The sequence below is a fragment of the Bradyrhizobium genosp. SA-4 str. CB756 genome (assembly GCF_000473125.1).
GTDB lineage: Bacteria > Pseudomonadota > Alphaproteobacteria > Rhizobiales > Xanthobacteraceae > Bradyrhizobium > Bradyrhizobium arachidis.
The window spans coordinates 3,151,551-3,172,064 of record NZ_KI421499.1; the positions used below are offsets into that span (position 1 = coordinate 3,151,551).

The window sequence follows — 20,514 nt, forward strand, 5'->3', positions numbered from 1 at the left end:
CCGAGCCACCTTCTCTCACGCCGCCGCGCGCGCCCTTTCGACCACGGCCCTGCCCGCCGCGAGAGCCCGGCGCGCCCGCGTTTCGGCATCGACGGTCTTCGCCAGTTGAACGGTCGGCACCTCGATACTGATGGTCAGGCCCTCCGGCATCGCCTTCGTCAAGCCGACGAGATCGATGCCGCCCTCGCCCGGAAACATCCGCTCCTCGCGCGCGGCATGGATGAGCTGCTCAGCCGTCGCCGGACGTTCGGCAGGGCCGTCGCAGAGTTGCCAGTAGTGAAGCCGCTCGATCTCGATGGTGCGAAGATCCGCGAGAGAGCTTTGCGACCGATCGAAATGCAGGGCATCGACCAGGATGCCGGCTGCGGGATGATCGACCTCGGCGACGATCCGCATTGCGGTCTTCAGGTCCGGGACGCAGGTCCAGGGCATGAATTCGAGATCGGACGTCAGGCCGTACTTTGCCGCCACTTCGCAAAACTGCCGATAGCGATCGGAGAACCGTGCCAGATCCGGGTCGTAGGCAGCGACAAGAATGTGCCTGGCGCCGAGGCGGGCGCCGGCCTCGAAGAAGGGCGTGAAGGACGCAACGTCCGTCTCCGGCCTGAACGCAACGACCTCGAGATCCGCCACGGTCACGCCGGTCGACTCCAATCGCCGCAAGGTCTCCCGCAGGAGCGGCGCGTCGTCCATCAGGCGATAGGCGATCCCGTCCGGCGTGGCAGGCAACAGCCTCAGGCCGACTTGGTCGTAGCCGCAGCGGGCTGCCAGGGTGATCATCTCCGGCGGCGCGAGCTCGAGCACGGTGAGCGCGGCGAGCGAGAAACTGGCCATCAGCCGAAATCCGCGATGCGGGCGTCGAGCGCGAACATGGCCTGATATACCTCCGCCTCGCTGGCGCGGTCCATGACCTCGGGCGCAATCCTGCGCGCCTGCTGCAATGTAGCGTCGAGCGAGGCCTCGTCGAGCGCCTCGATCAGCAACAGCCCCGCGAAGAAGCCCTCGTCCTTCCGCATGCCTTTCTCCGTTGTCTGAACCGACGTCCGCGCCTCGTCGGTTGCGCCGATCTGCACGGCGGCAATTCCGTCGCAGGCGACGAGCGCCTCGGCCAGCTTCTGCGGGTTTTCAGGCAACGCCTCGATCCGCAGCGCCGTGATCGTGGCCCCCTCGCCTCGCCCTGCCCGCGCGACCATGACGCCGCCGCCGCGGATGAAGTTGCCGAGCTTCGGCATGATGCGCTGCGACCACGGGCTCGGTGCGTTGAGGCGCGCGAGATAAGCCTCGCCGTCGAGGACCTCGGGCGCTTCGAGCTCGTACAGGATGAAGAAGCGGTTGATGTCGTCCCGCGCGGCGCGGAAGACGCGCGACGCCAGAAAGCCCTTGGTTGTCACTCGCTCGGTGGTGTGCTCGCGCGTCAGCCAGTGCCGGTAATCGGTCAGATCGTGCGCCTCGACGTCGCTCCAGATCGCGAGAAATCCCGCTCCGCGCATAGCCCGCTCCCTGCTTACGCCTTGCCGGCCGCCGCAAGCCCATGCAGGGCCGGCGGGATCGTTTCGGGCAATTGCCCAAGCCGCTGCACGACCGCCAGCATCGCGGCGAGATAGCCGTATGGGCCAAGGCCGCAAATGACCGCCGTGGAGGCACTCGAGGTGATCGAATGGCGGTGCAGCTCGTCGCGCGCATGGATGTTCGAGATGTGAACCTCGATCTTGACGCCCTCGAAGATCTTCAGCGCATCGATCAGCGCGATCGACGTGAAGGAATAGCCCGCCGGGTTCATGATGATCGCATCCGCCTTGCCATGGGCGGACTGGATCAGGCCGACGAGCTCGCCTTCCATGTTGGACTGGTGGAACGAGATCGACACGCCGAGCTGGCCGGCCAGCGCCTGGCAGCTGTCCTCGATCTCCTTCAGCGTCGTCGAGCCGTAGATATGGGGCTCGCGGATGCCGAGGAAATTGAGATTCGGTCCATTGAGGATCATGATCCGTGCGGCCATCTTCCTTGCCTCCTTTGCCAACGCTGCCCGATTAGCCGCCGAACCATTTCGCCGGAACCGTCACCAGTCCCGGGAACAGCACCATCGCGAACAGGACGATCAGCTGCGCGATCATGAACGGCCAGACGCCCTTGATGATGTCCTCCATGCTGATCCTGGAGACGCCGCAGACGACGTTGAGCACGATGCCGACCGGCGGCGTGATCAGGCCGATGGAATTGTTGATGATGAACAGCACGCCGAAATAGACGGGGTCGATATGCGCCGCCTTGATGATCGGCATCAGGATCGGCGTCAGGATCAGGATCGTCGGCGTCATGTCGAGCGCGGTGCCTACGATCACCACGACCACCATGATCGCCAGCATCAGGATCGTGTTGTTGCCCATGAACGGCTTCAGAAGATCGACGACCTGGGCGGAGATCTCGGACACCGTGATGAGCCAGGACGACACCAAAGCCGCGGCGACCAGGAACATGACGACACTCGTGGTCACGGCTGACGAGACCAGGACCGCGTAGACCTCCGACCATTTCAGCTCGCGATAGACGCAGGTCGCGACGAACAGCGAATAGACCGCGACGACAACGCCGGCCTCGGTCGGCGTGAAGATGCCGAAGCGCAGGCCGACGATGATGATGCCGGGCAGCATCAGCGCCCAGAAGCCGTCGATGATGGCGTGCAGGATCTCGCGCAGCGAGGCCCGCGGCGGCGGTGACAGGTTCTCCTTGCGCACGACCCAGTACCAGGCGGCGCAGAGGCCCAATCCCAGCAGCAGCCCGGGCACGATGCCGGCGAGAAACAGCTTTGAGATCGAGACGTTGGCGGCAACGCCGAAGATCACGAAGCCGATGCTGGGCGGAATGACCGGGCCGATGACGCCGCCGGCGGCCACGAGACCGGCCGCGTAGGTCTTCTTGTGTCCTGCCGCCACCATCATCGGCACCAGCAGCGCCGCGAGCGCAGCAGCGTCGGCGGCGGCGGACCCCGAGAGCGACGACAGGATGCAGGCCGCCAGAATCGTAACGTAGCCGAGGCCGCCCCTGAAGTGCCCGACCGCAACGAGGGCGACATTGACGATGCGCTTGGCCAGCCCGCCCTTGTTCATGATCTCGCCGGCGAGCATGAAGAACGGGATCGCCATCAGCGGAAAGCTGTCCGCGCCGTTGATGACGTTCTGCGCCACGATCTGGGAATCGAACATGTCGATCGTGCTCATCAGCGCGACGCCGCAGATGAGGAGCGCAAACGCGATCGGCATCCCCAGCGCCATGGCGCCGAGCAGCGAGATGGTGAAGATGGCGATCGTCATGGCATGATCCCAGTGACGCGAACGGGATGAGCGAATGCGAGGGCAATGGATGACATCACTGCTCCTCCGATTCCCGGACGGCCACCATGTCCTCCTCGCTCGCCTGCCCGCTGATCACCCGGTAGAGGTCGTAGAGAAGGATCACCGCGGCCGACACGCCGAAGATCACGCCGACGGCGTAGAAGATCGCCATCGACAGGCCGGTGGCCGGCGCGCGGTCGTCGATGTTGATGAGGGTCTGGCGCCAGCTGCCGGAGAGCAGCAGCCAGTCGGCAAACAGCATCAGGCCATAATTGATGACGAAGCAGATCCGCTTGCCCGCGGCCGGCAGCATCCGGACCAGGGTGTCGACGCCGAGATGGGCGTGCTCGCGCAGTGCGACGATGGCGCCGAGGAAGGTCAGCCACACCAGCAGCCAGCGCGACAGCTCCTCGGAGAGGGTGATGCCGGAGTTGAAGCCGTAACGCAGCACCACATTGCCGAACACCAGCACCACCATGACCGCAAGACACGCCGCAATGACGGCCTTGAGGAACGAGCAATAGAGGTCGAGAAAGCGCGCCATGCGTGACGTCCAGGCAAATGGGAGATGTGAGCCGCCCGACGGCCGGCTCCGCCGCCTTCCGCGATGGAGCGACCTGTTACTTCACGTCCTTGCGGATGCGCTCGACTTCGTCGTTGAAGAGCTTCACCGTCTCGGCGCGAAGATTGGCGGAAATCTTGTCCACGACCGGCTGTACCGTCTTGCGCATGCGGTCGGTCTCCTCTGGGGCGATCGCGTTGTACTGCATGCCCTTGGCCTGCAATTCCGCCAGCGCCTTTTCGGTCTGCAGCCGCGTCTGCTCCTTCTGGTAGCCGCGGCTTTCCTCATAGGCCTCGCGCATCAGGCGCTGCTCGGTCGGCGACAGCTTGTCCCAGAACGCCTTGCTCACCAGGATGATGTTGAGGGTGAAGGTGTGGTTGGTGGCGGAAACGTATTTCTGCACTTCGTAGAACTTGTTGGAGAGGATGACCGTGTACGGATTCTCCTGGCCGTCGACGGTGCGGGTCTCCAGCGCCGAATACAATTCGCCGAAGGCCATCGGAACCGGATTGGCCTTAAAGGCGCTGAAGCTTTCGAGATAGACCGGGTTCGGAATCACGCGAAGCTTGAGGCCGCTGAAGTCCTCGACCTTGGTGATGGGTCGCGTGCTGTTGGTGACGTTGCGAAAGCCCAGGCCCCAATAGCCGAGACCGATCAGATTCTTGGACGGCAAGGTCTCGAGCATCGCCTTGCCGAATTTGCCGGTCGCGAGCGCGTCGGCCTGCTCGGTGGTGTTGAACAGGAACGGGAAATCGATCAGGCCGAACTCCGGAACGACGGTCGCAAGCGACGTCGTCGAGGCCGACAGCATCTCCTGGGTGCCGCCGCGCAGCGCGGATTGTTGCTGCAACTCGTTGCCGAGCTGTGAGGCCGCGAACTCGCGGACCTTCATCTTGCCCCCGCTCTTGGCCAGCAGGATCTCGGCAAACTTCTGCACGCCGAAGCTGACGGGGTGATCGGTGTTGTTGAGGTGCCCCCACCGGATCGTCCGCTCCTGGATGTCATCGGCGGCGGATGCGCCGACCGTCAGCGCCACGCAGATCGCCGTCGCAGACAGCGCCCGTACCAACAAGCTCATCGTGTCCTCCCTGTTCTCTCGGGCACGACCGGCGGCTTACGCGCTTATTTCCCGCACCCTCAGCTCATTTACACATCATACATATATTTCGATGTCAAAGGAGATTATACATTTCATATGATATTCCTGTAGACGTCAGACATCGAACTTCTGCTATAGTGCTGGGAACATTGATGGTTCGGTGCCTTGCGGGAGGGCGAACGAGCCGGACAAGCGGGATCAGACGGCATGACGGCACTCGAGGAACGGGCCTTGTCGGCGGGCGACAGCGGCTATCAGCGCATCCGGTCCGACATCATTTTCGGCGTGCTTACGCCATCCGGGCGCCTCAAGCTCGATGCCATGAAGGAGGATTACGGCGTCAGCATCTCGACCCTGCGCGAGATCCTCAATCGCCTGACATCGGAAGGTTTCGTGGTCGCCGAAGGCCAGCGCGGCTTCGAGGTGGCGCCGGTCTCGATCCAGAATCTGCGCGAGCTCGCCGAGCTGCGCATCCTCCTGGAGCATCATGCGATGGCCGAGTCGTTTCGGGCCGGCGACGTCGAGTGGGAAGCCCGCGTGGTGTCAGCACATCACAAGCTGGCGGCCACCGAGCGCACTGTCCTCAAGGAGGGCGACGATCCCGAGCTGCGCAAGCGCTATGACGGCGAATTTCACCAGGCGCTGATCTCGGCTTGCGGGTCGCGCGAACTGATGCATACCCATTCGATCGTGTTCGACAAATACTTTCGCTATGCGCTGCGCTATCGCGGCACCGAGACCATCAACCAGCACAAGGCCTTGCTGGATTGCGCCCTGAAGCGGGACATCAAGCGCGCCCGCACCGTTCTCAGCGAGCACATCAACGGCTGCGTCGCGCATGCGCTGTCCTCCTGGAAGGGCAGCTGACGGCGCTTCCGGCATGACCGTGACTTCCATTTCCCCTGCCAGGGTCGAGACCGCGGTCGCCAGCGCGGATATTCTCGGCGAGACGCCGCTGTGGTGCGACCGGACCGGCAAGCTGTGGTGGGTCGATATCGACGGCCGCCTGCATCAATCCTTCGATCCGGCGACGGGCGCGCATCAGGTTTCCTCCTACGATTGCCAATTCCTCGGCAGTCAGGCCCTGACGGCGGACGGCTCGCATCTGCTCGCGCAAGATCTGACCCTCCACCGCCGCTCGGCCGATGCTGAGGGGCCGGTCATCAAGGTCGAAAGCGGCCTCGACAACCGCCTCAACGACGGCCGCGTGGACGCGCGCGGCCGGCTGTGGATCGGCACCATGGACAATCAGCTGCATCGTCCGAACGGCTCGCTGTATCGCGTGACCGCGGACGGTGAGGTCACGCGCATCTTCGGCGACGTCATCGTGACCAACGGGATCGCGTTCTCGCCGGACAATCGCACGCTCTATTTCACGGACACGCGGCGATATTGCACCTGGATGTTCGACTTCGATCTCGACGACGGCGTCGTCCGCAACCGGCGCCTGTTCGCGGACTACAGCGCCTCGCAGGAAAGACCTGATGGCGCCTGCGTCGATGTCGCGGGCGGGCTCTGGACGGCCTTCTTCTCGGGCGGCCGCCTGGTGCGCTATCGGCCGGACGGGCAGATCGACACCGTCGTCCCGTTGCCGGTGACCAATCCGACCTGCCTGTGCTTTGGAGGCAGCGATCTCAAAACGCTGTTCGTGACGACGGCCAGGAAGTTCTTGGATCGGCAGCAGCTGCGCGTCGAGCCACAGGCCGGGCACGTGCTTGCCATTCATGGCCTCGCGCAGGGGCTGCCCGAGCATCGGTTCGGATAGTTCGGGCCCTACTCCGCCGGCGCGAGCTGCTCCCGGCTCTGGCGTATCGCTGCCGTCTCCCGCACGCGAATGCGGGCGCGGCGCTTGCGCCACCAGATCACGACGCCGGTGACCGAGAGCGCGGCCACGACCAAGCCCATGATCGAGATCAGGATGCGGCCGAACAGTCCGACGATGCGGCCCGAATGCAGCGGAAACTGCGCCTGCACGAAGACGTCGGCGGCGGTGCCGACCCAGGGCAGCCGCTCGCCGATCGGACGGCCGTCCTCGCTGTCGTAATAGAGCTGCGCCGGGCCGACGCCGCCGGCGCCGTGATCGTCGCCGGGATGGAAGAAGGCGGCGGCATAGACGCCGTGGGCGGGGCCGTAGCTTAGCGAGCCGACCGGGACGGTCCAGCCGCGCGCCTTGCCGTCGGCGGCCGCGCGCGCGGCGATCTGGGCGAACGTCATCTTGGGCTCGATGGGATCGTCGAGACCGCGGTACGGCCGCTGCTCATAGGGCGTCGGCGTATAGTTCGACACCATCTTCATCAGCGGCGAGAACACCTCGAAATAAAGGTTCAGCGAGAACGCCGTGAAGGCGATGATGAACAGCACGCCCCAGGTCCACAGGCTGAAGGCGCGGTGGATGTCGAAATTGATCCGGTAGGCGCTGCCTGATGTCTTGATCATCCAGGCCGGCGCCCAGCGCGCCCAGAAGCCGCGTTCGAGCTGACGCGCTACCTGCGGCGCCCGCGCGGCCTTGGCGCGTCGCCGCGAGGGCAGCGTCAGATAGAAGCCGACGAAACAGTCGATGGTCCAGATGATGGCGATCACGCCGAGCACGCGCATGCCCCAGCGATCGCTGCCCCAGAATTCCGGGATGTGCATGGTGTAGTGCAGCTTGTAGAGGAACGAGACGAAGTTCTCCCGCGTCACCGGCCACACCGCGCCCCAATAGCGGCGGCCGAGCTCGACCCCCGTGTTGGGGTCGAGGAAAACCTGGTTGTAATCGAGCACGTAGCGCTTGCCGGTCGAAGGATCGATCCGCGGCATGATGAAGAACCAGAGTGAGTGCCCCTCCTCCGGCGTCATGAAGAGATAGACCACGCGCGACCGGGGATCGCGCTGCTCGATCATCCTGGCGAGCTCGATCGAGGGAATCGCCGGACCCTTGCTGGTGACGTCGAACAGATGGCTGTTGAGGACGTCGTCGATCTCGTGGTCCCAGGAGATGATCGCGCCGGTGATGCCGGAGAAGAACAGGAAGCCGGCTGTGAGCAGTCCCGCCCACCGATGCAATCGGCCGAATATCGCTCTCATCGAGGTTTCACAGTTGCCGGCTTCACCGGTACGATTTTTGATGCCTCGCCCTAACCCAAGCGTTTTCGGAGCGCGATAGGAACGATCGTAGAATCCCTCCAGACGCGTGCACGGCATGTGCGGCGAAAGCGCCCATCCGTCAGAGATGGCGGGTTTCGCTCACGGCCAGTCGGCAAAGTTCAGGGCCGGCCTTGCGCGGCCGGATCTTGCGCGCGCGGCGAGGCGTCGCCGCCAGGCGCCGGGCGCCTCGCCGGTGTGCTTGCGGAAGAAGCGGCTGAAATAGGCGGTATCCTTGAAGCCCAGCGCGAAGGCGATCTGCTTCACCGTGCCCGTGCCCGCCTCGAGCCGGGTCGCGGCCTCCCTGACCACGCGCTGCTGGATCAGCGCGCTCGGCGATCGCTGCAGTTCGCGGCTGCACAGCGCGTGCAGGCGATCCGGAGTCATGCCGAGCAGTTTGGCATAATCGGCCACGCGCAATTGCTGATGATAGCGCTCCTCGAGCAGCCTGCGAAAACGGCCGAGGATGTCGGCGCTGCTGCCCTCCTCGTCCGGGCCGCGGTCGGCCGCAAAGAGGCGCCAGAATCGCAGCACGCACAGCGTTAGCTCCGCCGACATGATCGAGGCCGCGCCGCTGCGCGCGGGTGCGGCGATCTCGGCCGCGATCGCCTCGATCGAGCGTGAGACCGTCGTGACGAGATCTGGCTCGACCGGCAACGCCATGATGCCGCCGGCGCCGTCGAGCGCGAGATAGGCCGCCTCCGCCGAGGGTGGCAGGTAACGATGCCACATGCCCGACCGCAGCCGCAGCAGGCCGGCGGCCGTGCCGGCCGATATCTCCAGATGCTCGGCACATCCCGCGGGCAGCCAGATGAGGCCCGGACCGTGCAGTTCGAGCGTCTCCCCTTCGCTCAGCACGGCAGCGCGGCCGCCGCCCTGGAGGCTGAGCAGATGGATGAAGGGCCCGGCGGCCATGGAGCCCAGCATCCAGCGGCGTGCAACGTAATGCGAGCCGATCAGCTCGGCGCTGATCGTCGCCGTCCCCGCCGCGGCCATGATGGCGGGGGCTGCGGCCGGGTCCGCGACCCCTCGACGCAGGTCATGGGGGCGACCAGAAACGTGCAATCTTTCGCCGGATTTATCCATTGAGGGAAAAAAGCCGAAGGTGCTTGCTAGGTCAAGTCCCAGCCGCGGCGGCGCACGACGCCACCGGAAAAGAGCCGGGACGCACAGGAAACGATCCAGTCACATCACTTGCGAACGATCGCTTGAGTGAAACACGAGGGAGGCTCGACATGATTTCGGCGAACCGTCGAACGTTGCTGCGCGTCACTGGCTTTGCCGCTTTGGCTACAGCGCTGGGGACCTTTGCGTCGCCAGCCGATGCGCAGGAGAAGATCCGGATCGGCTATGCCATCTCCAAGACCGGTCCCTATGCCGGCGGCGCCGGCATCACCACCCTGCCCAATTACGAGCTGTGGGTGAAGGACGTGAACGCCGCCGGCGGCATCAAGCTCGGCGACAAGAAACTGCCGATCGAGATCGTCGAATACGACGACCGCAGCAGCTCGGAGGAAGCCGTCAAGGCGATCGAGCGCCTCGCCAACCAGGACAAGGTCGATTTCATCCTGCCGCCCTGGAGCACGGGCCTCAACCTTGCGGTCGGGCCTACGCTGAACCGTCTCGGCTATCCCCACCTCGCGGTGACCTCGGTAACCGACAAGGCGCCGGACCTTGCAAAGCGCTGGTCGAACGCGACGTTCTGGCTCGGCACCTCCGCGCAGATCTCCGAAGCGCTGGCCGATCTGATGGGCAAGCTGAAGAGCGAGGGCAAGATCGGTCCGAACATCGCGATGGTCAGCATTGCCGATCAGTTCGGCATCGAGCTCTCCGCCGCGGGGCGCGAAGCCTTCAAGAAGCACGGCTTTACACTGACCTATGACAAGACCTATCCGATGGGCGCGCAGGATCTTCAGCCGCTGCTGAAGGATGCGATCGCCTCCAACCCGGATGCGTTCATCGCCTTCAGCTATCCGCCGGATACGATCGCGCTGACCGAGCAGGCGCAGCTGCTCAAGTTCAACCCAAAGATCTTCTATGTCGGCGTCGGCACCGCCTTCCCGCTCTACAAGGGCAAGTTCGGCGCGGGCAGCGACGGCGTGATGGGGATCGGCGGCTGGAACGCGGACTCGCCGCAGCTGAAGGACTATCTCGCGCGCCACAAGGCGGCGACCGGCAAGGAGCCGGATCGCTGGGCGAGCTCGATCACCTATGCAAGCCTCCAGGTGCTCCAGCAGGCCATCGAGAAGGTCGGCAAGCTCGATCGCGCCGCGGTCGCCGCCGAAATCCGTTCCGGCACGTTCGACACCATCATCGGCAAGATCAAGCTGAAGGACGGGCTGCTCCAGGAGGTCTGGAGCGTCGGCCAGTGGCAGAACGGCGAGTTCTACGCCCTCGCCCCCGCCTCGCTTCCAGGCGCCCGTGCGCCGGTCGTGCCTAAAGCGCAGTGGCAATAACGCTGGCTGGCAGGTCTCGCCTGGTGAGGCCTGCCATCCGTCCGCTCTAAGGGACTCCGTTTGATGCTGCTTGTCGACATCATCCTGCCGGGCCTCGTGCTCGGCGGCATGTACGCGCTGATCGCGCTTGGGCTGACGCTGCAATATGGCGTGGCGCGGATCATGAACCTGTCCTATGGCGAGTCGCTGGTTGCGGCCGCGTTCGGCGCGTTCTCGCTTTACAGCGGTCTCGGCCTCAGCCCGCTCGCCGCGCTGTTGCTGGCGGTCCCGGTGGCAATGCTGCTGAACTGGCTGCTCTATCGCTTCCTGCTCGAACGGCTGATGCGGCGGGGCAAGGACCGCGGCGCGCAGGAGATCGACAGCATCCTCGTCACCTTCGGCATCCTGTTCGTGATCCAGGGCGCCATGCTGGTCGCTTTCGGCGGCCAGTATTACAGCTACAGCTATCTTTCCATTCCCGTCGTCGTGCTGGGATCGACGCTCGCCGTCAATCGGCTTGTCGCGCTGCTGTTCGCAGCCCTGGTGGGGGGCGCAGTTTATCTGGCCCTGACGCGGACGCGGATCGGCACCGCCGTCCGCGCCATCGCGGTGGATGCCAATGCCGCGCGCCCTGTCGGGATCGATGTGGCCGCGCTATCGGGCCTGGCGTTTGCCTTCGGTGGTGGCCTCGTCGCCGTCGGCGGCGTGCTTGTCAGCATGTTTCTGACCTTCAATGCCGCGATGGGCGTGGTCTTCACCATGAAGGCGCTGGTCGTCGTCATCATGGGCGGCGTCGGCAATGTGATGGGCGCGCTGGTTGCGGGCCTGCTGCTCGGCGTCGTCGAGACGGCCGTAGCGCGGCTGGTCGATCCCGGCCTGACGCTGGCTGCGACCTACGCGCTATTTCTCGGCGTGCTCCTGATCAAGCCCACCGGCCTGTTCGGGAGAGCCGCGCCATGACCGCGGCCATGCGCGCATTGTTGTGGTGTGCCGGCGCTGCGCTGGCTGCGGCGATCGTCGCCTATCCGCTGTATGCCAACGGCTACCATCTCGCGCTCGGCATCAGCGTTCTCTATTTCACGATCCTGGCGACCGCCTGGGCGATGTTCTCGGGGCCGACGCGCTACATTTCGCTGGCAACGGTCGCCTTCTTCGGCCTCGGCGCCTACACCGCCGCGGCTCTTGGCGAGACCATGCCCTGGCCGGTCGTGCTGCTGGCCGCGGCCGGCGTCGGCGCACTCACCGCCGCTATCACCGGGCTTTCGACGCTGCGGCTGTCCGGCATCTATTTCGTGATCTTCTCGTTCGGGCTCGCCGAGCTGATCCGGCAGCTCGTGATCTGGTACGAAGTCAACATCCACAAATCGGTCGGCCGCTATCTCTTCAGCGCGGTGACGCAGGACATTCTCTACTGGCAGCTCCTTGCCCTTGCCGCGCTGGTCTTCCTGACTGGCTGGCTGCTCGGGCGCTCGCGCTACGGGCTCGCGCTGCGTGCCATCGGCGCCGATGAGACCGCGGCCAGCCATTCCGGCATCGATGCGACGCGGGTCAAGCTCGGCGTGTTCATTCTTAGCGCGACCTTCATGGCGGTGACGGGCGCGGTGATGGCGCCGCGCTGGACCTATATCGATCCGGCGATCGCCTTCAATCCGACGATCTCGTTCCAGGTCGTGATCATGGCCTTGCTGGGCGGCGCCGGCTCCTTGTTCGGTCCCGTGCTGGGGGTCATTCCACTTGTGCTGCTGTTCGAGGTCCTGACTGCGACGCTGCCCAACCATTTCAGCATCGTGCTCGGCATCATCTTCATCCTCATCGTCATGGTGCTGCCGAATGGCGTGATCGGACTGATCGGGACGGCGCGACGTCACATTCCCGCAGGGAGCGCCGCCACGATCCGCAAGGTGGACACGCCGCTCCTCGCCGCCGAAGGCGTCAGCAAGTTGTTCAGCGGGCTCCGCGCGGTCGATGGCGTGAGTTTTGCGGTCACGCCGGGCGAGATCCTCGGCATCATCGGCCCCAACGGCTCCGGCAAGACGACATTGCTGAACACGCTGTCCGGCGCCCTGGCGCCGTCGTCGGGCACGATCCGGCTCGGCGATACCGTCCTCAACGGCCTCCGCCCCTACCAGATCGCGCGCCTTGGCCTGGCGCGGACCTTCCAGCTGGTGCGAGTGATGCCGGATTTGACGGTCGCCGAGAATGTCGCGGCGGCGCGGCTGTTCCGGGGTGCGCCTGCCTCGATGCCTGGTTCTGCCGAGTCTGCCGGCGATTTACTCGATCTCGTTGGCCTCGGCGCCATGCAGGAGGCGCCGGCGGGCGATCTGACCTATATCGACCAGAAGCGGCTCGAGCTGGCGCGCGCGCTGGCGCTTGAGCCGCGCCTCGTGCTGCTCGACGAATGGCTGGCGGGGCTCAATCCCAGCGAGCTAGAGACCGGCATTGCGTTGATCGCGACCCTGCGCGACCGCGGCCTCACCATCATCATGGTCGAGCATGTCATGGACGCAATCCGCGCACTGTGCGGCCATTGCATCGTGATGAACGCCGGCAGCGTGATCGCCCGCGGTGCGCCGGACGAGGTATTGGCCGATCCGAAGGTCATCGCCGCCTATCTCGGAGGCGACGATGCTTGAGGTCGCCGCCCTCTCCCACTTCTACGGCAAGCACCAGGCGCTGGCTGAAATCGCGCTCGGCATCAAGCAGGGCGAGATCGTCGCGATCCTCGGCGCCAACGGCGCCGGCAAGTCGACCCTGCTCAAGAGCATCGCTGGTCTCGTCAGGCCCGCGCCGGGTGCGCGCATCACGTTCGAAGGACAAAGCATCGGCGAGCTGCCGCCCCATCTGATCGTGGAACGCGGCATCGCCCTGGTGCCGGAAGGACGGGGCGTGTTCGGCGATCTCACCGTTGCCGAGAATTTGCAGCTCGGCGCCTATCCCGCCCGGGCGCGCGCGGGCGAAGCGAACCGGCTCGCAAAAATCCTGCAACTGTTCCCGCGCCTTGCTGAGCGCATGAGTCAGGCCGTCCGCACCATGAGCGGCGGCGAGCAGCAGATGGTCGCGATTGGCCGCGCGCTGATGTCGAACCCGCTGCTGCTCCTGCTCGACGAGCCCTCGCTCGGCCTGTCGCCTCTGCTCAGCCGCGAAGTGTTTCGTGCGCTGACCCAGATCCGCAGCAGTGGCGTCGGCGTGCTGCTGGTCGAGCAAAATGCGCGCGCCAGCCTCGACATCGCCGACCGTGTCTATCTGATCGAGTCCGGCCGCAATGCCGGCAGCGGACCAGCCGATGCGATGAAGAACGACCCCGAGATCCAGCGCGCTTATCTCGGCAAGGCGCGCAAAGCCTCACCTCCACCAACGTCCCCCTCGCATTCCAAGGAGAGCCCCATGAACGCCATCGACCTTCTCATCGGCGGCAAGGACCAGTCGGCCAGCAACCAGCGCACCTTCCAGCGCCACAACCCGATCTCCGGTGAGGTGGCGACCATCGTCGCCGCGGCCTCGATCGACGATGCGATGCGCGCTGCCGACGCAGCGGCCGCCGCCTTTCCGGCCTGGTCGCAGCTCGGCCCGTCCGAGCGCCGCAAGCGGCTCAGCGCCGCCGCCGACATCCTCGCGCGCCGCGCGCCGGAGTTCACTGCGCTGATGGTCGCCGAGACCGGCGCCACGGCCGGCTGGGCTGGCTTCAACGTGCATCTTGCCGAAGGCATGCTGCGTGAAGCCGCCGCCATGACCACGCAGATTTCCGGCGAGGTCATTCCGACCGACAAGCCCGACAATCTCGCCATGGCGTTCCGCCAGCCGGTCGGTGTCGTGCTCGGCATCGCGCCGTGGAACGCGCCGGTGATCCTGGGCGTGCGCTCGGTTGCGATGCCGCTGGCCTGCGGCAACACGGTGGTGCTGAAAGCCTCCGAGATGAGCCCGGGCGTGCACCGGCTGATCGGAAGCTGCCTGACGGAAGCTGGCCTCGGCGATGGCGTCGTCAACGTCGTGACCAATGCTCCCGAGGATGCACAGGCCGTGGTCGAGGCGCTGATCGCCCATCCCGCCATTCGCCGCGTCAACTTCACCGGCTCGACCCGGGTCGGCCGCCTCATTGCGCTGGCCTGCGCAAAACACCTCAAGCGCGCGCTGCTGGAGCTCGGCGGCAAGGCGCCGCTCGTCATCCTCGACGACGCCGATCTCGACGCCGCCGTGAATGCGGCTGCCTTCGGCGCCTTCATGAACCAGGGCCAGATCTGCATGTCGACGGAGCGGATCGTGGTGGATGACAAGGTTGCCGACGCCTTCATCGAAAAGTTCGCCGCCAAGGCGAAGGGCCTTCCCTTCGGTGATCCCCGCAAGGGCAATGTCGTGCTGGGATCGCTGGTCAGCGGCGCGGCCTGCGACCGCGTCAGGGGTCTGATCGACGATGCCGTCGCCAAGGGAGCCGTGCTCGCGGCGGGCGGCCACGGCAGCGGCACCATCATGCCGGCCACGATCGTCGACCACGTCACGCCGGCGATGCGCATCTATGGCGAGGAGAGCTTTGGCCCGGTCGTAACCGTGGTTCGTGTCAGTGGTGTCGACGAGGCCGTGCGCGTCGCCAACGACACCGAATATGGACTCTCCTCCGCCGTGTTCGGCCGCGATATCGCGCGCGCCCTCGGCGTTGCCAAGCGGATCGAGGCCGGCATCTGCCACGTCAACGCGCCGACCGTGCATGACGAGCCGCAGATGCCGTTCGGCGGCACCAAGGCCTCAGGCTACGGCCGCTTCGGCGGCAAGGCCGCGATCGACGAGTTCACCGAGCTGCGCTGGATCACCGTGCAGACCGGGCCAAGGCACTATCCGTTCTGAGCGTGGGTGATCGCATCTGATCATTCACAAGAGGTCGTCATGCCCGGGACAAGCCCGGCCATGACGATGTGGAGACTGCCGTGAACCTCATATGCGACTGCGCTGCGTTCTGAGCGGGATCGGATGGGAAACGCCGCCCCCCTGCTATAGACTCGATCCCGAGTCAGCTTGGGAGGTATGGAATGGCGGAGCCCGGCTTCGGTCGGTTCATGAAGGACCACCGGGAGTTTTTCAACGCGCTGGCCGCGGATGGCTGGCGCGCCGTCCCCGGCTATGTCGGTGTCGAGGAGAAGATCCTGTCCGGCCGCTTCGATCATCCGAACAAGACGGGCGCGGTGACGCGGCTGTCGCGCTGGGCGGCGGGCGCGTCCGTGGAGCATCCGGTCTCGCACGATTGGTGTGAGGAGGTGTTTCTGGTTTCGGGCACGCTGTCGATCGGCACTGTGTCGGAGGAGACGCAGCTGCTGGAGGCCGGCACCTATGCCGTGCGGCCGGCCCATGTCGAGCATGGGCCGTTCTTTACCCGCGATGGCTGCCTGATGATCGAGTTTCTCTACTATCCGCCCGCGGTCTAGCAGTCGGCCCGATAATCGAACGCGTCAGCGATGCCGCAGCCGGCGGTTGACCCGGCGCGCGAGATAATCGCCCGCGCTCTGCACGAGCTGCACCAACGCGATCAGCACAACGACGACGGCGAGCATCATCTCCGGCATGAAGCGCTGGTAGCCGTAGCGGATGCCGAGATCGCCAAGTCCGCCGCCGCCGACCGCGCCGACCATGGCGGAGTAGCCGAGCAGGCTGACCACAGCCAGGGTCAGCGCCAGCAGCAGGCCCGGCAGCGCTTCGGGGATCAGCACCTTGAACACGATCTGCAGCGGCGATGCGCCGAACGAGGCTGCGGTCTCGATCAGGCCGCCATCGACCTCGCGGATCGCGCCTTCCACGAGGCGCGCGATGAACGGCGCCGAGGCAATCGTCAGCGGCACGATGGCCGCGGTCGAGCCGATCGAGGTGCCGGCAACGAGGCGTGTGAACGGGATGATGGCGACGACCAGGATGATGAAGGGCGTCGAGCGCGTGGCATTGACGATGATGCCCAGCACGCGGTTGACGAGCGGGGCGGCGAACAGCTCGCCTTTCCGGCTGGTCGCGAGAAACACGCCGAGCGGCAGGCCGAAGACGGTGCCGAGCAGCGCCGCGATGCCGACCATGTACAGGCTTTCGAAGGTGGCCTGGAGGATCAGGTTGAGGAGTTCAGGCGACATAGCCGAGACGCTCCGCTGCGAATTGGTGTTGAGAGAGCCAGGCGAGCGTCCGCGTCACCGCGTCCTCGCTGCCGGGAATTCCTAATGTCAGCGCGCCCACATGCTGGCCGCCGATCTCGTCGATGCGGGCCGAGAGCAGCGCGACGTCGAGACCGAGCTCGCGCGCAAGCCGCGCCACCAGCGTGTCGCCGGCCCCTGCCCCGCGCACCTGGACGCGGATCACAGCCTGCCCGCCGGCAGACGGCTCAGCCACGATCCGGCTCGCCAGCGAGACCGGCAGGCTGTCGCCGATCACCTCGGCCAAGAAGGACTGCGTGATCGGATGTTTGGGATGGGTGAAGATGTCGGCGACATGGCCGCGCTCGACGACATGGCCGGCATCGAGCACCACGACTTCCTTGGCGAGCTGGCGCACCACCGACATCTCGTGAGTGATGAGCACGATGGTCACGCCCAGCTCGCGGTTGATGTTCGCAAGCAGGTCGAGGATCGCGCGCGTGGTCTGCGGATCGAGCGCCGAGGTCGCCTCGTCCGACAAGAGCACGCTCGGCCGCGTCGCCAGCGCGCGGGCGATGCCGACGCGCTGCTTCTGGCCGCCGGAAAGCTCTGACGGATAGCGGTCGTGCTTGTCGGCGATGCCGACGAGGGCAAGCAATTCAGTGACGCGGGCCTTGATGTCGGCCTTGGCCCAGCCGGCGATCTCGAGCGGCAGCGCGATGTTGTCGGCCGCGGTGCGCGAGGACAGCAGGTTGAAGTGCTGGAAGATCATGCCGATCGAGCGCTGCGCCAGCCGCAGCTCGCGGCCGGCCAGCGCGGAGATATCGCGGCCGTCCACGATCACGCGGCCCGTGGTCGGCTTCTCCAGCCCGTTGATCAACCGGACCAGGCTCGACTTGCCCGCACCGGAGCGGCCGATCACGCCGGTGATGGAGCCGCGCGGGATCGCGAAATCGATGTTCTGCAGCGCGTTGACGCCGGGCTTGCCGCGATAGGCCGGATAGGTCTTCGAGATGCCTTCGAAGCGGACCATCGCGTCCGGCTCGGCGGCGGATGAAATCGCTTCAGGCGGCGCGATCGGTTGTCCGATCGCAAGCGATTGGTGGGCGTTCATGGAAGCGGCCTTCATGCACAATAATTCGCTTGCCCGCATGCCGTTCAGATGTGCGGCAAGCCGGATCTCAGCGAGCGACGAGAAATGGAACCGCGAGCGAGCGCTGGGATGGAACGCGCTGCGCCGCAGCACGCACCATCGCCCGTTCGCCTCCTGCTTGCAATGTCAGATATTTGCGGGGAATTGGAGGAAGTTTTCCAAAACCCTCCCCGGAGGAGAAAATTCATCTGCCGGGGCCGCGGCCTCCAGCCCGGCTCGTCAGACCTGCAACCACGGCAGCACGATCAGCAGGAGGCCTGCGAAATAGAGCAGCCCGAAGATCAGGCCAAAGCCCCAGAACTGGCCCTTCCCGATATAGCCGCTGCCGAAATACATCGGCGCCGGCCCGGTCGCATAAGGCGAGATCACGCCCATCAGGCCGAGCGAATACATGCAGAGCATGGCGAGCGTCACGACCGGCAGGCCGGGAATGCCGGAGCCGACCGCGAGCACCACCGGCAGCACGGCCGCCGCATGCGAGGTGATGCTCGAGAAGAAATAGTGGATCCAGAAGAACAGCGCGACCAGCAGGAGCATTGCGGTCGACGGCGAGAGCCCGGCGAGCGGTTTTGCGTATTCGGTCGCGAACCATTTTATGAAGCCGATCTCGTTGAGCCCCGAGGCGAGCGTCAAGAGCGAGGTGAAGTAGAAAAACACCTCCCAGGCGCTCTTCTCGCTGACGATGTCGGCAAACTCGATCACGCCCGTCACCAGCATCAGGGAGATCACGATGAACACGACGGTGGTGGCGTTGACGAAATTCGAGCCGATCCCGGGAACGTGGATGTCGGGGCTCGAGCCTGCGATCCACAGGAACATCGCGAGCACGATCAGCGCCAGCATGATCCATTCGTTGCGCGACATCGGGCCCATCTCGGCGAGCTCCTTCGCCGCCCATTCGGAAATCTCCGGGCTGCGCTTCACTTCGGGACGGCACACCACGTAGCTGAGCAGCGGCACCACGATCATCAGCAGGAGGCCGAGCGGCGCAAAGCCCATGAACCACTGCGCCCAGCTCACCTCGACCCCGGCGGTTTTCCTGGCGATGGCGAGCGCGGCCGCATTGGGCGCGAGCGCGGTGAAGAACAGCGAGCTGGTGATCGCGGTTGCCGCGAACGCGGTCCACATCACATAGGTGCCGATCTTGCCGGCGGTCGGCCCGGGCTCGGAGCCATAGATGCGCGGGATGTTGCTGATGATGGGATAGACGATGCCGCCGCTGCGCGCGGTATTCGACGGCGTCGCCGGCGCGAGCAGGAAGTCCGACATCGCGACCGCGTAGCCGAGGCCCAGCGTGTTGCGGCCGAGCTTCTGCACCAGCACCAGCGCGATGCGCCGGCCGAGCTGGCTCTTGCGATAGCCGATCGAGAATACGAAGGCGCCGACGATCAGCCACACCGTGCTCTCGGCGAAGCCCGCCAGCATCCAGCGCAGCGACTTGCCGGGATCGGGATCGATATAGCCTGCAACGCCTGCCACCGTGAGACCGATGAAGCCGACTGCGCCGACCGGCATCGATTCCAGGATGAGCCCGGTGATCACAGCCGCGAACACGGCGAAATAATGCCACTGATTGGCGTTGAGCCCTGGCGGCACCGGCCACAGATAGATCGCCAGCCACACCGCCAGCGGCGCGACCAGCCTCCAGCGAAACCCTTTTGCCTCAGGCGCCTGCGAACCAGCGGCCATGGGCCCTCCCCTCGATTGTCGTTGCATCGTGCAGCCCGTTGGCCGGGCCTGCTTTTGTCCCAGTTCGGCGTATACGGACTGTCCGCCACGCTAGCAATGGCCTGGCTTGGTTCTACCGCCCCTTGAACCGCGGCTTGCGCCGCGTCAGGAACGCCTCGACGCCCTCCCTGTGGTCCTCGCTGAGGCTTGCCAGTGCGAACTGGTCGACGTCCATGTGGCTGGCGAGGTCGTCAAGCGCATGCGCGAGCCGGTTGACCGTCAGCTTTGTCATCGCGACCGAGAGCGGCGGCTGCGCGGCGACCTTGCGGGCGAGCTCCATGGCGGCGTCGAACGCATGGCCGGGATCGACCACCTGCTCCACCAGGCCCCATTCATAGGCCTCATCCGCGCTGATGCGCTCATCTGCCAAAATCACCGCCTGCTTGGTACGGGCCGGGCCCATGAGATGCAGCATGCGCGGGATGCTCTGCCAGCTCATGTTCATGCCGAGCCCGATCTCGGGCACGCGCAGATGTGCATCACGGCCCATGATGCGGAAGTCGAGCGCTACGGCAAGCGCCACGCCGCCGCCGACACAGAAGCCCTCGATCGCCGCGATCGTGATCTGCTCCATCTCCTGCCAGGCATGGGTCAGGCGCGGCCCGAGCTTGAGGTGCCGGCGCAGCGTGCCGAGGTCCATGTCCTTGCGTGCGCGTCCTTCGGCGTCCTTCAGGTCGAAGCCCGCACTGAAGGCGCCCGTGCTGCCGGTCAGCACCACGACGGACGTCGCAGCATCGTCCTCGAAGCTGCGTGCGGCCGCGGTGAGCTGGCGCAGCGCCTCGGGCGAGAGCGCGTTGATGCCGTCGCTACGGTCGAATCGCACGACCGCGATCCGCCCCTCGGGGCCGAGGCCTTTCTCGATTTTCACGTAATTCGTCACCGGCGCCTCCAGTCTGCTTCCGGCGATGCTAGCCTACCTCGGGCCTCACGAATATGGGACCCGGCTGCACCGCAACGCATACTCGACAGGCGGGGACCATTGCG

At 65.6% G+C, this 20,514-nt stretch carries 19 protein-coding genes and 1 pseudogene; 8 read left to right on the forward strand and 12 right to left on the reverse strand.

Features of this window, described 5'->3' with window-relative positions; genetic code table 11:
• Positions 1 to 15 precede the first annotated feature (15 nt).
• The 6 genes from BRAGE_RS0115530 to BRAGE_RS0115555 form a co-directional block, all read right to left on the reverse strand.
• A complete protein-coding gene (locus BRAGE_RS0115530; RefSeq protein ID WP_028146292.1) occupies positions 16 to 834 on the reverse strand; it encodes a sugar phosphate isomerase/epimerase family protein in 819 nt (272 codons plus the stop codon).
• On the reverse strand, positions 834 to 1,490 hold the full coding sequence (locus tag BRAGE_RS0115535) for a hypothetical protein (protein WP_027558071.1): 657 nt from the start codon (positions 1,488 to 1,490) through the stop codon (positions 834 to 836). Before BRAGE_RS0115535 ends, BRAGE_RS0115530 begins: the two co-directional genes overlap by 1 nt.
• A 14-nt stretch (positions 1,491 to 1,504) precedes the next feature.
• Positions 1,505 to 1,999: a type II 3-dehydroquinate dehydratase gene (locus BRAGE_RS0115540; RefSeq protein WP_027558070.1), complete on the reverse strand. Its 495-nt coding sequence runs from the start codon at positions 1,997 to 1,999 to the stop codon at positions 1,505 to 1,507.
• 31 nt (positions 2,000 to 2,030) lie between these two features.
• Positions 2,031 to 3,311: a TRAP transporter large permease gene (locus BRAGE_RS0115545; RefSeq protein ID WP_027558069.1), complete on the reverse strand. Its 1,281-nt coding sequence runs from the start codon at positions 3,309 to 3,311 to the stop codon at positions 2,031 to 2,033.
• A gap of 55 nt (positions 3,312 to 3,366) precedes the next feature.
• Positions 3,367 to 3,876 carry a TRAP transporter small permease gene (locus BRAGE_RS0115550; RefSeq protein ID WP_027558068.1) on the reverse strand — a complete coding sequence of 170 codons (510 nt, stop codon included), beginning with the start codon at positions 3,874 to 3,876 and terminating at the stop codon, positions 3,367 to 3,369.
• A 76-nt stretch (positions 3,877 to 3,952) separates the two neighbouring features.
• On the reverse strand, positions 3,953 to 4,972 hold the full coding sequence (locus tag BRAGE_RS0115555) for a TRAP transporter substrate-binding protein (protein WP_027558067.1): 1,020 nt from the start codon (positions 4,970 to 4,972) through the stop codon (positions 3,953 to 3,955).
• Positions 4,973 to 5,200: 228 nt separating this feature from the next.
• Here BRAGE_RS0115555 and BRAGE_RS0115560 point away from each other — a divergent pair, with 228 nt between their 5' ends.
• Both BRAGE_RS0115560 and BRAGE_RS0115565 read left to right on the forward strand, forming a co-directional pair.
• The gene (locus BRAGE_RS0115560; protein WP_027558066.1) at positions 5,201 to 5,860 is read left to right on the forward strand and encodes a GntR family transcriptional regulator; all 660 of its coding nucleotides are present in this window, start codon (positions 5,201 to 5,203) and stop codon (positions 5,858 to 5,860) included.
• 13 nt (positions 5,861 to 5,873) lie between these two features.
• Positions 5,874 to 6,758, forward strand: coding sequence for an SMP-30/gluconolactonase/LRE family protein (locus BRAGE_RS0115565; RefSeq protein ID WP_027558065.1), 885 nt, complete (start codon positions 5,874 to 5,876; stop codon positions 6,756 to 6,758).
• Positions 6,759 to 6,766: 8 nt separating this feature from the next.
• Here the strand turns inward: BRAGE_RS0115565 and fsrB are convergent, their stop codons facing one another.
• Positions 6,767 to 8,059, reverse strand: coding sequence for a siderophore utilization protein FsrB (gene fsrB, locus BRAGE_RS0115570; RefSeq protein WP_027558064.1), 1,293 nt, complete (start codon positions 8,057 to 8,059; stop codon positions 6,767 to 6,769).
• A 159-nt stretch (positions 8,060 to 8,218) separates the two neighbouring features.
• A complete protein-coding gene (locus BRAGE_RS0115575) occupies positions 8,219 to 9,112 on the reverse strand; it encodes a helix-turn-helix domain-containing protein (RefSeq protein WP_231164022.1) in 894 nt (297 codons plus the stop codon).
• A 239-nt stretch (positions 9,113 to 9,351) separates the two neighbouring features.
• On the opposite strand from BRAGE_RS0115575, the gene BRAGE_RS0115580 reads away from it, so the two are divergent.
• From BRAGE_RS0115580 to BRAGE_RS0115600, 6 genes and pseudogenes are all read left to right on the forward strand, one after another.
• Positions 9,352 to 10,572 carry an amino acid ABC transporter substrate-binding protein gene (locus BRAGE_RS0115580; protein WP_027558062.1) on the forward strand — a complete coding sequence of 407 codons (1,221 nt, stop codon included), beginning with the start codon at positions 9,352 to 9,354 and terminating at the stop codon, positions 10,570 to 10,572.
• Between the two features lie 63 nt (positions 10,573 to 10,635).
• The gene (locus BRAGE_RS0115585) at positions 10,636 to 11,511 is read left to right on the forward strand and encodes a branched-chain amino acid ABC transporter permease (RefSeq protein WP_027558061.1); all 876 of its coding nucleotides are present in this window, start codon (positions 10,636 to 10,638) and stop codon (positions 11,509 to 11,511) included.
• A complete protein-coding gene (locus tag BRAGE_RS0115590; RefSeq protein ID WP_027558060.1) occupies positions 11,508 to 13,184 on the forward strand; it encodes a branched-chain amino acid ABC transporter ATP-binding protein/permease in 1,677 nt (558 codons plus the stop codon). The genes BRAGE_RS0115585 and BRAGE_RS0115590 overlap by 4 nt, the downstream gene beginning before the upstream one ends.
• Positions 13,177 to 13,653 (forward strand): annotated as a pseudogene (locus BRAGE_RS56830) (ABC transporter ATP-binding protein); the annotation flags it as partial. The gene BRAGE_RS0115590 and the pseudogene BRAGE_RS56830, both read left to right, overlap by 8 nt.
• Before the next feature lie 282 nt (positions 13,654 to 13,935).
• The gene (locus BRAGE_RS0115595) at positions 13,936 to 15,387 is read left to right on the forward strand and encodes an aldehyde dehydrogenase (protein ID WP_027558059.1); all 1,452 of its coding nucleotides are present in this window, start codon (positions 13,936 to 13,938) and stop codon (positions 15,385 to 15,387) included.
• A gap of 182 nt (positions 15,388 to 15,569) precedes the next feature.
• Positions 15,570 to 15,962, forward strand: coding sequence for a cupin domain-containing protein (locus tag BRAGE_RS0115600; RefSeq protein WP_027558058.1), 393 nt, complete (start codon positions 15,570 to 15,572; stop codon positions 15,960 to 15,962).
• Positions 15,963 to 15,986: 24 nt separating this feature from the next.
• On the opposite strand, the gene BRAGE_RS0115605 is transcribed toward BRAGE_RS0115600, so the two are convergent.
• From BRAGE_RS0115605 to BRAGE_RS0115620, 4 genes are all read right to left on the reverse strand, one after another.
• Positions 15,987 to 16,652, reverse strand: coding sequence for a methionine ABC transporter permease (locus BRAGE_RS0115605; RefSeq protein ID WP_027558057.1), 666 nt, complete (start codon positions 16,650 to 16,652; stop codon positions 15,987 to 15,989).
• Positions 16,642 to 17,778, reverse strand: a complete 1,137-nt coding sequence (locus tag BRAGE_RS0115610) for a methionine ABC transporter ATP-binding protein (RefSeq protein ID WP_027558056.1) — start codon at positions 17,776 to 17,778, stop codon at positions 16,642 to 16,644. The genes BRAGE_RS0115605 and BRAGE_RS0115610 overlap by 11 nt, the downstream gene beginning before the upstream one ends.
• Before the next feature lie 243 nt (positions 17,779 to 18,021).
• Positions 18,022 to 19,491 carry a DASS family sodium-coupled anion symporter gene (locus BRAGE_RS0115615; RefSeq protein ID WP_027558055.1) on the reverse strand — a complete coding sequence of 490 codons (1,470 nt, stop codon included), beginning with the start codon at positions 19,489 to 19,491 and terminating at the stop codon, positions 18,022 to 18,024.
• Between the two features lie 112 nt (positions 19,492 to 19,603).
• Positions 19,604 to 20,410, reverse strand: coding sequence for an enoyl-CoA hydratase/isomerase family protein (locus BRAGE_RS0115620; protein WP_027558054.1), 807 nt, complete (start codon positions 20,408 to 20,410; stop codon positions 19,604 to 19,606).
• Between the last annotated feature and the right edge of the window lie 104 nt (positions 20,411 to 20,514).

Bases quoted from the DNA above. Each gene is read 5' to 3' on its own strand.
- BRAGE_RS0115530 (WP_028146292.1), bottom strand. From the start codon at position 834: ATGGCCAGTTTCTCGCTCGCCGCGCTCACCGTGCTCGAGCTCGCGCCG.
- BRAGE_RS0115535 (WP_027558071.1), bottom strand. From the start codon at position 1,490: ATGCGCGGAGCGGGATTTCTCGCGATCTGGAGCGACGTCGAGGCGCAC.
- BRAGE_RS0115540 (WP_027558070.1), bottom strand. From the start codon at position 1,999: ATGGCCGCACGGATCATGATCCTCAATGGACCGAATCTCAATTTCCTC.
- BRAGE_RS0115545 (WP_027558069.1), bottom strand. From the start codon at position 3,311: ATGACGATCGCCATCTTCACCATCTCGCTGCTCGGCGCCATGGCGCTG.
- BRAGE_RS0115550 (WP_027558068.1), bottom strand. From the start codon at position 3,876: ATGGCGCGCTTTCTCGACCTCTATTGCTCGTTCCTCAAGGCCGTCATT.
- BRAGE_RS0115555 (WP_027558067.1), bottom strand. From the start codon at position 4,972: ATGAGCTTGTTGGTACGGGCGCTGTCTGCGACGGCGATCTGCGTGGCG.
- BRAGE_RS0115560 (WP_027558066.1), top strand. From the start codon at position 5,201: ATGACGGCACTCGAGGAACGGGCCTTGTCGGCGGGCGACAGCGGCTAT.
- BRAGE_RS0115565 (WP_027558065.1), top strand. From the start codon at position 5,874: ATGACCGTGACTTCCATTTCCCCTGCCAGGGTCGAGACCGCGGTCGCC.
- fsrB (WP_027558064.1), bottom strand. From the start codon at position 8,059: ATGAGAGCGATATTCGGCCGATTGCATCGGTGGGCGGGACTGCTCACA.
- BRAGE_RS0115575 (WP_231164022.1), bottom strand. From the start codon at position 9,112: ATGGCCGCGGCGGGGACGGCGACGATCAGCGCCGAGCTGATCGGCTCG.
- BRAGE_RS0115580 (WP_027558062.1), top strand. From the start codon at position 9,352: ATGATTTCGGCGAACCGTCGAACGTTGCTGCGCGTCACTGGCTTTGCC.
- BRAGE_RS0115585 (WP_027558061.1), top strand. From the start codon at position 10,636: ATGCTGCTTGTCGACATCATCCTGCCGGGCCTCGTGCTCGGCGGCATG.
- BRAGE_RS0115590 (WP_027558060.1), top strand. From the start codon at position 11,508: ATGACCGCGGCCATGCGCGCATTGTTGTGGTGTGCCGGCGCTGCGCTG.
- BRAGE_RS0115595 (WP_027558059.1), top strand. From the start codon at position 13,936: ATGAACGCCATCGACCTTCTCATCGGCGGCAAGGACCAGTCGGCCAGC.
- BRAGE_RS0115600 (WP_027558058.1), top strand. From the start codon at position 15,570: ATGGCGGAGCCCGGCTTCGGTCGGTTCATGAAGGACCACCGGGAGTTT.
- BRAGE_RS0115605 (WP_027558057.1), bottom strand. From the start codon at position 16,652: ATGTCGCCTGAACTCCTCAACCTGATCCTCCAGGCCACCTTCGAAAGC.
- BRAGE_RS0115610 (WP_027558056.1), bottom strand. From the start codon at position 17,778: ATGAAGGCCGCTTCCATGAACGCCCACCAATCGCTTGCGATCGGACAA.
- BRAGE_RS0115615 (WP_027558055.1), bottom strand. From the start codon at position 19,491: ATGGCCGCTGGTTCGCAGGCGCCTGAGGCAAAAGGGTTTCGCTGGAGG.